Here is a 13,370-nt window from a genome sequence, read left to right as displayed (position 1 = left end):
TCAGGTTCACGCATCGATAAATAGAACAACTAAATGCGTCTCCCTTAACTCTAAGAATAATGACGGAATAGCTGATGGACTCTACATTCAAATCTCCAGTCGACATGTTGCAACATTGGGTCGAGCAATATGGAGACAATATCTACCTGAGACAACCAATTAATGGTCAGTACCTTGATTTTAGCTGGCGCGAAGTACAGCAAAAAATGCAACAGATCGCTGGCGGCCTACGTCATTTAGGATTACAGCCCGGCGACAAAGTTGCCGTGCTATCGAAAAACTGTGCGGAGTGGTTTATTACCGACCTTGCCTTAATGCATGGCGGTTATATCAGCGTGCCGATTTACCCAACGGCCAACGCCGATACGATTCGCTATGTGCTAGAGCATAGTGAAGCCAAAGCAATTTTTATCGGTAAACTCGATTACTGGGCTGACCAAGAATCTGGAGTGGGTGGCGATATTCTTAGAATGGCCATGCCTTATGACACTATGCCAGCTCAATATCAGTGGGAGACTTTGCTAAACTTAGGCCAACCATTGATTGACACCGCAGCGCCCACTGCTGAGCAAACAATGACCCTCATCTATACGTCGGGCTCTACGGGTAAACCTAAAGGGGCCATTCAGACATTCGCTAGTTACGCTTGGACCTGTAAAGCTGTGGTTCGCGATCTGAAAACCGACGGCGAAGACCGCTTGCTGTCCTACCTGCCACTGGCACATATTACTGAGCGTGTCGCTATCGAAGGCTCATCCTTCTATTCAGGCAGCCGTGTCGCCTTTGTTGAAAGCCTAGATAGCTTTGTTACGGATGTACAACGCGCGCAACCCACAGTATTTTTCTCAGTACCACGACTTTGGAGCCTGTTCCAAAAAAATATTATCGATAAGATTGGCTACCGCAAACTTAACTTCCTACTTAAAGTACCAATCATTAGCGGCATAGTAAAAAAGAAGATCCACCAAGGTTTAGGCTTAGAGCATTGCCATCTACTGGGTTCTGGCTCGGCGCCCATCCCACCGTCATTGATCGCTTGGTACCATAAAATTGGTCTGAATATCAGTGAAGCGTGGGGAATGACAGAAAACAGCGCCTACTCGATTATCAACCATCCTTTTGATGCCCGAAAAATTGGGACTGTTGGTCATGCGGTTGAGGGGTGTGAAATTAAAATGGCTGACACAGGTGAGCTATTAGTCAAGAGCCCAGGCTTAATGCAAGGCTACTACAAACAACCTGAAGTCAGCGCAAGCAGCTTCGATGCTGATGGCTTCTTCCATACGGGTGATCTCTGCGCCATCGATAGCGATGGCTGTGTCACTATTACTGGGCGAGTGAAAGATAACTTCAAGACCTCTAAAGGTAAATATGTGGCGCCTGTGCCTATCGAACGCAAATTGGCACAAGACCCGCACGTTGAGCTTATCTGTGTTATTGGCTCTGGCCTCCCACACCCTATTGCATTAGTACAGTTATCTGAAGGTGCAGCGTTACAACCAAGAGAGGAGGTTCGCACCTCACTCAAGGCAACATTAGATAGCATTAACCCTAACCTTGAGTCACACGAAACGGTCGACGCCATTGTGGTGGTGAGTGAGGCTTGGGATGTCGATAACGATGTGCTGACACCAACGCTAAAGATTAAACGTCACGTATTGGAAGCCAAATTCAGCGCCAAAGTCGATGGCCTGCGTGGTGGAAAAGTGCGCTGGGAAAGTGAGATAGAATAACTCAGCTCACGCAACGACGAGGCACGTCTAAGACGTGCCTTTTTTATTAAAAACGCCTCATTTTGGTTAAACAAAATTTAATCCTCTGCTCACAAAATTTTGTTGCCAAAAAACCGTTAAAGCCTATGCTAGCCGCCTGTCAATTTTAGAGAGTCAAACATGTTCATCGCACTGGCCATTATTGGTGGTTTTATCATCTTAACTGCAGGTGCTGAAGCCTTAGTCCGCGGCGCGAGTTCACTGGCGTTGAGGCTAGGGATCACACCTTTAATCATAGGCTTAACCATTGTCGCTTTTGGTACCAGTGCCCCAGAGTTAGCGGTAAGCTTAAAATCTGCGTTAGCAGGTAACTCTGGAATCGCTATCGGCAATGTCATTGGCTCCAACATCGCCAACATCGGCCTTATCTTAGGCATCACAGCCCTTATACGCCCCATTCAAATCCAATCTCAAATGGTCAAACGTGATATCCCGATCATGATCATGGCATCGCTGCTATTTTGGGGGCTATTGGTTGACGGCAGCCTAAGTCGCTTCGATGGCGCACTGTTAACCTCTTTGTTGGTTGCCTATCTTGGTTTTAGCTACCTCAGCGGTCAAAGTCATGAAGCTGATGATATCCCAGGCTCAAGTACACTCAATCCCCTATTGGCTGGCCTACTGATTGTGGTGGGGATCAGCTTGCTTGTCGGGGGCGGTATTTTGTTTGTTGATGGCGCAGTGGAGCTCGCCACACTATTTGGGATCAGTGAGCTAGTGATCGGCCTGACCATTGTCGCCATAGGTACCAGCATGCCAGAGCTTGTCACTTCGATAGTAGCCGCCCGTAAAGGCCAAAGCGATATTGCTATCGGTAACGTGGTCGGTTCTAACCTATTTAATATTTTGGGGATTTTAGGTCTTACCGCTGTCGTGCAGCCAATTATGGCTAGCGGCCTAAATATTGTCGATATTGGCGTCATGCTGGTGTTATCTATGGTCTTGCTACCTTTGGCGTGGACCGGTCTGCGGATTGGCCGCAGAGAGGGTGCCCTACTACTGATGGTTTACCTCACTTATATCTGCTACTTAATTAGTAACGCAGCCTCTTAGTCACCCGTTTTTATCCCAAAACCATTGATAGTGACATTTGTCATTATCAATCGGTGACATCTGTGCATGCACTTATCTGCTGCGAACCCCGATACTCTCCTTAAGCCCAATATACCAAGCAGTATTAAAGGGACTTTACCTACAAAGGCATTAGCCTCTGTTAATCAAGGAGCATCACATGAAAAGTTTACTATTTGCATCAAGCCTCGCCATCGTCAGCCAGTTCACCCAGGCCAACGAAATTGTATCCATCGATATTGCATCGAACCAGATGAACATCGAGTCACTGCAAACTATCAGCGAGCAGACCCAAGGCTATGAACACGCCTACGCAGAATACCGCCTCGCGGTTGCCGCTAATGTTATGGGACAAAGATCGACAGCTCAAACAGCACTCGATACCGCAGAACAAACCTTAGTAACACTCACAACTCGGCAAGCAGACGCCGAAACCTATACGTTACTTGCATCGGTTTATGGCATGCAAATTGGGTTAGATAGTAGCAAGGGAGCCCATTACGGCCCACTGATTGCTCAAGCCATTGAGCAAGCTGAATCTCTTAATCCTGACAATCCACGGTTGGCCCTAGTCAAAGCCATTTCTGCCTACTCGACACCCACGCAATATGGTGGCAGCATGGAGCGTGCGATAACATTAAGCAGCAAAGCCATCAATCTATTTGAAATACCTTGTGATGATATTTGCTGGGGATATGCTGAAGCCTATACATGGAGAGGGCTCGCCAAACAAAACTTGGGCGATAAGCAGGGTGCTATCACCGATTGGCAAGCCGCGTTAGCCGTGCAACAAGATTACGCCTGGGCCAATTTTTTACTCAAGCAAAATCAATAAATCAGCACAACATCGGACGTTACCGGAGCCTGCATGGCTCCGGCCTAAAAAGAGACTAACGCTATGAACAAAGCCCAAACCTGCAGTAACAATCAACTTGATACTGAACACAAGGTTGAAGATAAACTGGCCTGGGTCTATCTCATCAACTTAGGTTTTTATCTTATTCCACTTTTTGTGCAATCGATGCCTATTTGGCAAATAGCCCTCAGCCTTATTGTTTTGGTCCCTTTTATCTACTGCTACTTCTGGGCCTATCGCAGTCCCAGTCATCAAGTTTATAAGCCAATATTGGCGATGATTGCCATTGGTATTGCCATCACTCCTATAAACACAGGCTCTTTATCACTGTTCACCTTTGCGGGTTTCTTTATCGGCTTTAACTACTCTTTACGTCATGCTTTCTATTGTCTTATCGGTCTAGCAACCATGCTGGCACTGCTCTGCTCACTACTGGACTTGCATCACTACTTTTTAATCTATGGCACTGCATTAGTCACAGGAGTCGGTTTCTTTGGGGTTGCAGAGCGTAAGCGTGTGGCTGCAAAAATCGCTCAACGCCAAAGTCAGCAAGAGATAAGCCAGCTTGCAACCATGTTAGAAAGGGAACGTATCGCTCGGGATCTGCACGATATTATGGGGCATTCACTCTCCTCCATCTCTCTGAAAGCCGAACTAGCACAGAAGCTGTTAGCCAAAAATAGAGTTGAACAGGCCAGCGCCGAGTTGAGCGAACTTAACACCATTGCGCGCGACAGTTTAAGTCAAATACGTCAAACAGTATCGGGCTATAAACATAAAGGTTTTACAGCAGTGCTAACCCAACTTTGCCAATCATTAAGGGACAAAGGCATGAGCGTGACCCTCACAGGGGAGATACCCCAATTGGATGAAGCAGTTGAAACTCATCTTATTTTGAGCGTAACCGAACTGTGCAATAACATCATCCGCCACAGCAAAGGGACTCACTGTGATATCAACTTGTCACAAACCGAACATGAGATCGCTATTGCCGTGACAGACAATGCGGCGACCAAAAGTCTCACGGAAGGAAATGGCCTCACAGGCATACGTGAGCGCATGGCACAATTGGGTGGTACACTCGACTATCAACTCGAGGCAACAACCCAATTTACGCTCACATTGCCACGCCAAGGACACGCGTCTAAATGAAGATATTACTCGCCGAAGATCAAGCCATGGTGCGAGGCGCCTTAGCGGCGCTACTCTCTCTAGAGGGAGACTTTGAGGTTATTCAGGCCAAAGATGGCAACCAAGCCTTAGCGTTGCTTAAGCAAGAGAGTTTTGACCTACTGCTTACTGATATCGAAATGCCGGGCTACACAGGCTTAGAGCTAGCCGCTTGGTGTCAAACCCAAAAACTGCCATTAAAAGTCATCATATTAACCACCTTTGGTAGAGCGGGTTACATTAAACGGGCGATTGAAGCTGGTGTCGGTGGCTTTCTACTAAAAGATGCCCCATCAGAATCACTGATCGATGCCATCGCCCATGTGCTCAAAGGCAAGCGTATCATAGACCCAGAACTTGCCATCATGGCGGTGGGAGAGTGTGACCCACTGAACGATAAAGAGCGCCGCGCATTGCGTTTAGCCAGTGAAGGACGCAGCACCGCCGAGATAGCAGAAAGTTTATTTATTGCCGAGGGCACTGTACGCAACTACTTGTCTGAAGCCATCGCGAAACTCCATGCTAGCAACCGTATTGACGCTGCTCGTATCGCCCAACAAAAGGGGTGGCTATAACAGGCCACTGACTGGCCCGCCAAAGGGCTAATCAACGGCAAGATTGCGTTAACGCAATTCTCTGATAATATATGTATATATTTACAGTGTTTGAGTCATCCATTTACAAAATGACTCAATGAATCAGACAGGTATTGAGAGTGGATAGACTCGATAGCATGGCAGTGACTGAGTTAAAAGGCGTGGCCACTAAGATGGCGCAGCGGCTAGAAAAGCTCGGCATTAACACGGTCCAAGACCTGCTGTTTCATCTGCCACTGCGGTATGAAGATCGCACCCAGATATATTCAATCGCCTCATTGTATCCTGGCAGCTACGGCACCATAGAAGCGACTATTCTGTCGAGTCAGGTGATCCAAGGCCGCAAACGCATGCTAACCTGTACCGTGCGCGACGACACTGGCACCATGACACTGCGCTTCTTTAATTTTTCAGTCGCCCAGCGTAACGGCCTAGAAAACGGGACGACAATTCGTGCTTATGGAGAAATACGACGCGGCAAACATCACCCAGAGATAATCCATCCAGAATACAAAGTGATCCATGGCGATAGCGACTTAGCGCTAAGTGAAACCCTCACCCCTATCTATCCAACAACCGAGGGGCTCAAACAGGCCAGCTGGATTAAACTCACCGATCAAGCGCTCACATTACTGGCCCATGGTGCCCTGCAAGAACTATTACCGCCAAGTTTGCAGCCAAATAATATGTCTTTAAATGACGCATTGCAGCTACTTCACCGCCCCCATACCGGTATCGCTTCATTTGAGTTGGAGCAAGGCACTCACCCAGCACAGCAAAGGTTGATTCAAGAAGAATTACTGGCCCACAACCTCAGCATGCTTAAACTCAGGCAGCGCAGTAACCATGATGCCGCAATATCTATGTACGCAACAGGGCAACTATTAACCCCATTTTTGGCAGCCCTGCCTTTTAAACCGACGGCAGCCCAACAGCGGGTCGTGGCCGAAATAGGCCGAGATCTTGAGCTGCCTCACCCAATGATGCGTTTAGTCCAGGGCGATGTGGGCTCAGGTAAAACCTTAGTCGCTGCACTTGCTGCACTACAAGCCATAGAGAATGGCTATCAAGTGGCAATGATGGCACCGACCGAACTGTTAGCAGAACAACATGCCATCAATTTTACAGCTTGGCTGGAGCCATTAGGATTAAAAGTCGGCTGGCTTGCCGGTAAACTCAAAGGCAAAGCGCGCACCCAATCGTTAGCGAGCATCAAAAATGGTGAAGCGCATATCGTCATTGGTACCCATGCTATATTTCAGGAGCAAGTAGAGTTCCATAAGTTGTCACTCATCATCATCGACGAGCAACACAGATTTGGCGTGCATCAGCGCCTGGGGCTGCGAGAGAAAGGGATTAGCCAAGGCTACCACCCCCATCAGCTTATCATGACCGCCACCCCTATTCCGCGCACACTCGCGATGACAGCCTATGCAGACCTAGATACCTCAATCATCGATGAGCTGCCACCAGGGCGAACGCCAGTCACAACCGTTGCGGTATCTGATAGCCGTCGTGAACAGGTTATCGATCGCGTACGACAGGCAGCCCTCAATGACGGACGCCAAGCCTACTGGGTATGTACATTAATTGAAGAGTCAGAAGTCCTTGAGTGTCAAGCCGCCGAGGACACTGCCGAAGAACTAAAACAACGCTTGCCAGAGCTCAATATTGGCTTGGTCCATGGTCGTATGAAGCCCGCCGAAAAGCAGGCTATGATGGCCGAGTTTAAATCAGGTGCCGTGCATCTGTTAGTGGCCACAACGGTCATTGAAGTGGGTGTTGATGTGCCCAATGCAAGTTTAATGATTATCGAAAATCCTGAGCGCCTTGGTTTAGCCCAGTTACATCAACTTAGAGGGCGAGTAGGACGTGGTGCCATCGCCAGCCACTGTGTGCTGATGTATAAAGCGCCACTGTCGCAGACTGCCACAAAGCGCCTAGGTGTGTTACGCGACAGTAACGATGGATTTATTATTGCGCAGAAAGATCTGGAAATCCGCGGACCAGGCGAAGTGTTAGGGACAAAACAAACTGGTATAGCCGATATGAAGATCGCCGATCTCATCCGCGACCAAGCCTTGATCCCGCATATTCAAAAACTAGCACAACATGTGATGCAACAAGCTCCGGAAAATGTCGATCTTATTGTGCATCGCTGGCTAGGACAGCGAGAACAATATGTTCAGGCCTAATCGTCAACTTTAGAATTAATTATTTTTTATTTGAGCGAACTTAACTAGACAAGCACGGTTAATTTTGCAGAATGGTGTAATGCCAATCAAACTGAATCAGCGATCATTTTAATAATCGGATAGATACGCTGATACACGCTGTAGATGAGAGTAACGAATTATTCTCATTAAAAAATTTACAATGCAGCAGATACACGCATTAGTCATTAATAACACAGATGATGAGGTTGGAATTCACTCATCGACACGCTCCTTACACTCGAAGTATTTTTTAAGGAAACCTCATGCAAGTCAGTCAAGAAGATAGAATTGCGCCTCAAGAAAAACGTAGCGGCGCTAGTGCAATCACCATCGCTGTGGTGATCATATTGCTTATCGCAGCGGCTGGCGCTTACTTTTTACTCGGCAATAAAGATACTGCGCCAGAGCCTGAGCTGCCAACACCTGTGACGCTACCAGAAATAACGCCAGCAGAGCCTTTACCTGCCGATGATAGCTTGCCAGAACCAGAGGTATTACCTGAACCAGAGACAGATCCTGTCGTCGAAATCCTCCCTACGCCACAAGTCGAGCCTCTGCCAACCTTAGCAGAAAGCGATCAGTATGCGCACGATAAGACCCTGGAAGTCGCTAATGGCATGAAGATAGACCCGTTATTGGTTGAAGAAGATCTTGTTCGGCATTTTGTGGTGTTTGTCGACAACCTAGCCCAAGGGGAACTTGCCAGAAAAGTGAGTCCACTAAAGGCGCCTAACCGCAACTTTACTGTGTCAGATGTCACCGATAAAACCTATCTCAACCCAGACAGTTATCATAGATACGACCTATACGCTGACTTTGTAACGAACTTAGATGAAGCGCAACTGGCAACCACCTACAAACAGGTTTCTCCGTTACTCAGCGAAGCCTTCGAAGAGCTAGGCTATGGCGATAAACCTTTCGATGAGCGCATGATTGAAGCAATTGATATTATGCTGGCTGCACCTATCATCGAACAAGCCATCGAACTAGACAGCGTCAGTGTCAACTATCAATTTGTTGACCCAGAACTCGAAGCCTTACCCAACGCACAAAAATTGATGATTCGTATGGGCCCAGAGAACAGTAAAAAAATTAAAGCAGCACTGAGAAAGCTTAAAAAGCAACTTAGCCAGTAACCACTTTATTGAAGCGTCCACAGGATTACTGTGGACGCTCTCATCTTGCTATAGCCGTTATAATCTATTGACCAGCTTTTAAAAAACACTAACACCAGTAAAGCAACATGTTCACAGCACAAAAGATGTTTTCTCGCCACACTTAAGTGTACAATGACGCAATCGTAAAACAGGGCTTTACGTTCGTTATTTGTTATGGAAAACCGCAGCCATAGGCTGTATTTAGAGGCAAAGTAGTGCAGTTAACCTTTACCATCCAATCCGCAGGCGCTTGGTCTCCGCTATACCAGCAACTTACCGACTGGCAACACTGGCCACATTCTCAGGTTAATGACACCGATAGCCTAGCTATTTCCCCAAAACTGCCTCAAGTGCCAGCAATGCAGCGCAGACGTTACAGCAAGCTCACTAAAATGCTACTTGAAGTGGCCTTTCAATGTGACCCCCCAGCCCAATGCCGTACAATATTCGCTTCGCGCCACGGCGAACTTAATCGTACCGTCACGCTACTGCAAGATATCGTACGCGAACAACCCATTTCGCCAATCGGCTTTAGTCAATCGGTTCATAATACTGCCAGCGGCATCTTGAGTATTTTAACCAATAATCAGGCGGCCTCGACCTCAATTGCTGCCGGTGAAAATACGCTGGAGCAAGCGCTTATTGAAGCCTTTTGCCAGTTAAGTGAAAATAACCAGCCACTGTTGCTGGTGTTTGGTGATGAACCAGTATCTGATATCTATAAAGAGTTTACCTCCGAGCCTGAATTACCTATTGCATTAGGGCTTCTGCTGACCAAAACCACTGACAATGACAGCGGCCTAACTCGACTAACGCTTGATACACGTTCAGAAGCAATGCATGCCCTAGCAAGGACAAAATTCACTTATGGCGCCCTACTGCAAGCCATTGCCAGTAAGCAAAATCTTTGCGGCACCTTAAACCAATACCATTGGCAACTTAACCATGGCTGAGATGATAGTCGCTAAGCGATTAAGCGGCATTGCCTATATCCCCCGCTGGTTAGGCGGTGTTAGTTGCTATGTTGCATTTGGCTTAGGCGGCTTACTTAGCTCGTTAACCATATTACCTTTACTACGATTTTGGCCCGGCACACCGCAAACACGCGTTGCCCGCGTGCAACGTGCCGTGCACATCATGTTTCGTGGTTTTGTGCACATGTTAACTTGGGCTGGCGTGATCAAAGTCGAGACCCAACATTTACAACGGCTAGCGACAGCCAAGGGCAAAGTTATCATTGCTAACCACCCCACCTTGGTTGATGTTGTGGTGCTAATCAGCTTAATGCCTAATGTTGGCTGTATCGTAAAGCAAGGACTCTGGCGAAATCCCTTTTTAAGAGGAGTGGTTTCCTGCGCAGGCTATATTCCTAACCGTGGTGCGGAACTGCTGCTGACTGACTGCCAGCAGGTATTAGCTAGTGGCACTAATGTGATTATTTTCCCTGAGGGTACCCGTACACTGAAGGGCCTTATTGTGAACGACTTTGCTCGCGGCGCAGCCAACATCGCTCTTCGAACCAAAACCGATCTTATTCCGGTCGTGCTACGTACCAATGCGATTGGATTGACCAAACAGCAACCTTGGTATGAGATCCCTCGCCAAACCATCGGCATGAGTGTCGAAGTAGGCGAAACTGTTGACCATATCAGGTATTATGCTCAGTCAGGCGGTGATGCCAAGATGGCGCGTCAGCTGACACGAGACCTCGAAAACTATTATAAACAACAACTTGATACTAATTATGAGCTTACAAAACGAAATTAAACAACTGATCATTGACTGCTTAGATCTTGAAGATGTCAGCATTGATGATATTGAAACAGACGCACCACTTTTTGGTGAAGGCTTAGGGTTAGACTCTATAGACGCATTAGAGCTTGGACTTGCGATTAAAAAGCAATTCGATGTCAAAATTGAAGCCAATTCAGAAGCAACAAAAGCCCATTTTTATAGTGTGGCCAGCTTAGCCAGCTTTATCGAATCACAACGAGCATAGGAGCCAGCATGCAAAACCGTGAACAGATCCTTGAGCTGCTGACTCAAATTTTAGTTGATGAGTTTGAAATTGATGCCGACGACATCACGCCGCAAGCTTCACTGTATGAAGAGCTAGATCTCGACAGCATCGATGCCGTTGACTTAGTCATCAAGCTACAGCAACTTACAGGTAAGAAAATCAAACCTGAAGAGTTTAAAGCGGTAAGAACTGTCGATGACGTTGTGTCAGCCATCGAAGGCCTAGTGAAAGAGTAATGCGCCTGTTCTTGCAAATAGTCACGGGCCTCTTGCTATTGGGCTACCCAATAGCCGTCTATTTTGGCCTAACCTATTTGCCCGCTGGCAGCATTGCTTTACTACTTTGCTTAATGCTAATCATTAGGTTAGCGCTACAAAAACAACAAGTAAAACCGTTAATTCTGCCAGTTATCGTTGGCATAGTATTAACAGCAGGCAGTTATCTCGCCAAACGCAATGATTGGTTGCTCTACTATCCCGTAGTGATCAATCTCAGTATGTTAGGCCTTTTTGCTTATTCGCTAAAGCGAGGCCCAAGCATGATAGAGCGCCTAGCAAGATTGAAAGAGCCATCACTGCCACCTGAAGCAGTGCCATATTTGAACCGGGTCACCCAAATTTGGTGCGCACTCTTCATCTTTAATGGCGCTGTCGCTTACTACACGGCAAGCTACACCAGCCTTGAGGTATGGACACTCTATAACGGGCTCATCGCATATCTGCTTATTGGCATGTTACTCGGTGGGGAATGGTTGTATCGAACATTGTGGTTGAAAAAATCATGACAGGGTTACTTAAGAACTGGCTCGCCAAAGGGCCATCAAGCCAACAGCTGATTAGCTTTAATCATCACGATATTGTGACCGGCAGTGCCTTCACAGCACAAGTCGCCGCGTTACACCTACAGCTAAGCCAAACACCAGCCAAGCGCTGGTTATTAGCCTGTGATAGCAGCGACCTGTTTGCAGTGGGTTTATGCGCGGGGTTACTGGCGGGTAAACAACTCATTTTGCCAGCCAATACCCAATCGGGATCATTGAGTCTGTTGACCCATGAATTCGACGGCGTTATCTCTGACATGCCACTATGTGAGGGCAAAGCCTTTTTTCCACTCAAAAAAGAACTCGCTAATAACACATTACCTTGGCCCCAAAGCGAACAACTTGGCAGCTTATTACTGTTTACCTCTGGCAGCAGTGGTCAACCCAAGGCCATCGAAAAAACCATCGCTCAGCTCGATGCTGAAGTGACGGTGCTGGAAAGCACTTTTGCCGCCCATCTGCCACAGTGCAGCGTCATTGCAACCGTGTCGCATCAACACATCTATGGCTTATTGTTTAAAATCCTATGGCCATTAGCAGCCAGTCGACCGTTTTTAAGCGATCTGGTTGAATACCCTGAAACCTTAACCTATTACACCAACCTGTTTCCTAATTTGTGCCTAATCAGCAGTCCGGCTCAGTTGTCGCGCTTGCCCGATGCGCTAGAGCACCAGCCGCAGATGCGTTCGCCCAGCTTAGTGTTTAGTTCAGGTGGCCCATTAAGCTTTCAAGCGGCCAATGATATCTCGCACTGCTACGGCAAGCCTCCCATTGAGGTGTATGGCAGTACAGAAACGGGTGGTATCGCTTATCGTCGCCAGAGTGTCGAAAATCAGGCTTGGCGTACTTTTGCATCACATCAAATTCATCAAGATCAGCAAGACGGTGCCTTACTGCTCAAGTCTCCCTATTTAGACACCAGCCAATGGTTAAAGTGTGATGATAAAATTAGCCTCACAGGCGATGGTGAATTTCAGTTACTTGGCCGACTCGATAGGATTGTGAAAATTGAGGAAAAACGACTTTCATTAGCTCAAATGGAAGACCTGCTGGTTGCCCATCCCTTTGTCGCTGAAGCAGTACTCGCGGTACTGGAACAATCGCGTACTCTGCTGGGCGCGGCCATCGTCTTGTCACCATTAGGACAAGAACAGCTAGAAGCAGAGGGTAAATTGGCAATTAATAATCAGCTTAAAGCTCATCTGCTTACACAGTTTGAACGCGTTACTCTGCCAAAACGCTGGCGTTACCCTGCCGCGCTACCCAGTGATAACCAAGGTAAGCACCTTCTTAGCCATATACTCGAGTTATTTGAACATGATTAGGTCGAGCTTACCGCCCATTGTCGCCAAAACCGTAATGGAAGATGGCGTCGAGTGGCTACTATCAGTCGATGCTGACTTGCCCTTTTTCGAAGGACACTTTCCCCAGCAAGCTGTGCTGCCAGGGGTAACACAACTCGACTGGGCGATTCAATTAGGGGCATCTCACTACGGCTATGCACCTGAAGTAGCCACCCTTGAAGTACTCAAGTTTCAGCAACTCATCTTGCCGGGTACCCAAGTATTTCTCAATATCAGCCACAACCCAAGTAAGCACAAACTCACGTTCGCTTACTACTGCGCTGACAAACGTTTTGGCTCCGGTCGTATCGCATTCTCTGTGGCGACAATGGCGGAGGAAGCATAGCTT

General features: G+C 47.4%; 14 protein-coding genes. All 14 read left to right on the top strand.

Annotated features, from left to right (window positions below):
• Positions 1 to 74: 74 nt before the first annotated feature.
• Positions 75 to 1,733 carry an AMP-binding protein gene (locus tag BEL05_RS11140; protein ID WP_028763005.1) on the top strand — a complete coding sequence of 553 codons (1,659 nt, stop codon included), beginning with the start codon at positions 75 to 77 and terminating at the stop codon, positions 1,731 to 1,733.
• 159 nt (positions 1,734 to 1,892) lie between these two features.
• Entirely contained in the window at positions 1,893 to 2,825 is a 933-nt protein-coding gene (locus BEL05_RS11135; protein WP_028763004.1) for a calcium/sodium antiporter, read from the top strand.
• Positions 2,826 to 3,003: 178 nt separating this feature from the next.
• Complete coding sequence (locus BEL05_RS11130) at positions 3,004 to 3,678, top strand: tetratricopeptide repeat protein (protein ID WP_069671204.1); 675 nt, start codon at positions 3,004 to 3,006, stop codon at positions 3,676 to 3,678.
• Between the two features lie 63 nt (positions 3,679 to 3,741).
• Entirely contained in the window at positions 3,742 to 4,851 is a 1,110-nt protein-coding gene (locus tag BEL05_RS11125; RefSeq protein WP_069671203.1) for a sensor histidine kinase, read from the top strand.
• Positions 4,848 to 5,444, top strand: a complete 597-nt coding sequence (locus tag BEL05_RS11120; RefSeq protein WP_028763001.1) for a response regulator transcription factor — start codon at positions 4,848 to 4,850, stop codon at positions 5,442 to 5,444. The genes BEL05_RS11125 and BEL05_RS11120 overlap by 4 nt, the downstream gene beginning before the upstream one ends.
• 158 nt (positions 5,445 to 5,602) lie before the next feature.
• Positions 5,603 to 7,660: an ATP-dependent DNA helicase RecG gene (recG, locus tag BEL05_RS11115; protein ID WP_373316125.1), complete on the top strand. Its 2,058-nt coding sequence runs from the start codon at positions 5,603 to 5,605 to the stop codon at positions 7,658 to 7,660.
• Between the two features lie 284 nt (positions 7,661 to 7,944).
• Positions 7,945 to 8,817 (top strand): DUF3014 domain-containing protein, encoded by an 873-nt coding sequence (locus BEL05_RS11110; RefSeq protein WP_028762999.1) that lies wholly within the window; start codon positions 7,945 to 7,947, stop codon positions 8,815 to 8,817.
• Between the two features lie 236 nt (positions 8,818 to 9,053).
• Positions 9,054 to 9,791: a beta-ketoacyl synthase chain length factor gene (locus tag BEL05_RS11105; protein ID WP_069671202.1), complete on the top strand. Its 738-nt coding sequence runs from the start codon at positions 9,054 to 9,056 to the stop codon at positions 9,789 to 9,791.
• A complete protein-coding gene (locus tag BEL05_RS11100; RefSeq protein ID WP_069671201.1) occupies positions 9,784 to 10,605 on the top strand; it encodes a lysophospholipid acyltransferase family protein in 822 nt (273 codons plus the stop codon). The genes BEL05_RS11105 and BEL05_RS11100 overlap by 8 nt, the downstream gene beginning before the upstream one ends.
• Positions 10,583 to 10,837 carry a phosphopantetheine-binding protein gene (locus tag BEL05_RS11095; protein ID WP_028762996.1) on the top strand — a complete coding sequence of 85 codons (255 nt, stop codon included), beginning with the start codon at positions 10,583 to 10,585 and terminating at the stop codon, positions 10,835 to 10,837. Before BEL05_RS11100 ends, BEL05_RS11095 begins: the two co-directional genes overlap by 23 nt.
• A gap of 8 nt (positions 10,838 to 10,845) precedes the next feature.
• On the top strand, positions 10,846 to 11,094 hold the full coding sequence (locus BEL05_RS11090; protein ID WP_069671200.1) for an acyl carrier protein: 249 nt from the start codon (positions 10,846 to 10,848) through the stop codon (positions 11,092 to 11,094).
• Positions 11,094 to 11,642, top strand: coding sequence for a COG4648 family protein (locus BEL05_RS11085; protein WP_069671199.1), 549 nt, complete (start codon positions 11,094 to 11,096; stop codon positions 11,640 to 11,642). The genes BEL05_RS11090 and BEL05_RS11085 overlap by 1 nt, the downstream gene beginning before the upstream one ends.
• A complete protein-coding gene (locus BEL05_RS11080; protein WP_069671260.1) occupies positions 11,639 to 13,003 on the top strand; it encodes an AMP-binding protein in 1,365 nt (454 codons plus the stop codon). The genes BEL05_RS11085 and BEL05_RS11080 overlap by 4 nt, the downstream gene beginning before the upstream one ends.
• Positions 12,996 to 13,367 (top strand): 3-hydroxyacyl-ACP dehydratase FabZ family protein, encoded by a 372-nt coding sequence (locus tag BEL05_RS11075; RefSeq protein WP_069671198.1) that lies wholly within the window; start codon positions 12,996 to 12,998, stop codon positions 13,365 to 13,367. The genes BEL05_RS11080 and BEL05_RS11075 overlap by 8 nt, the downstream gene beginning before the upstream one ends.
• Positions 13,368 to 13,370 lie beyond the last annotated feature (3 nt).

It is taken from the genome of Shewanella colwelliana, from assembly GCF_001735525.1.
In the GTDB taxonomy this organism is placed as follows: domain Bacteria; phylum Pseudomonadota; class Gammaproteobacteria; order Enterobacterales; family Shewanellaceae; genus Shewanella; species Shewanella colwelliana.
Note: the sequence above shows the minus strand (reverse complement) of the source record. Positions and strands in the feature narration are given on the sequence as shown.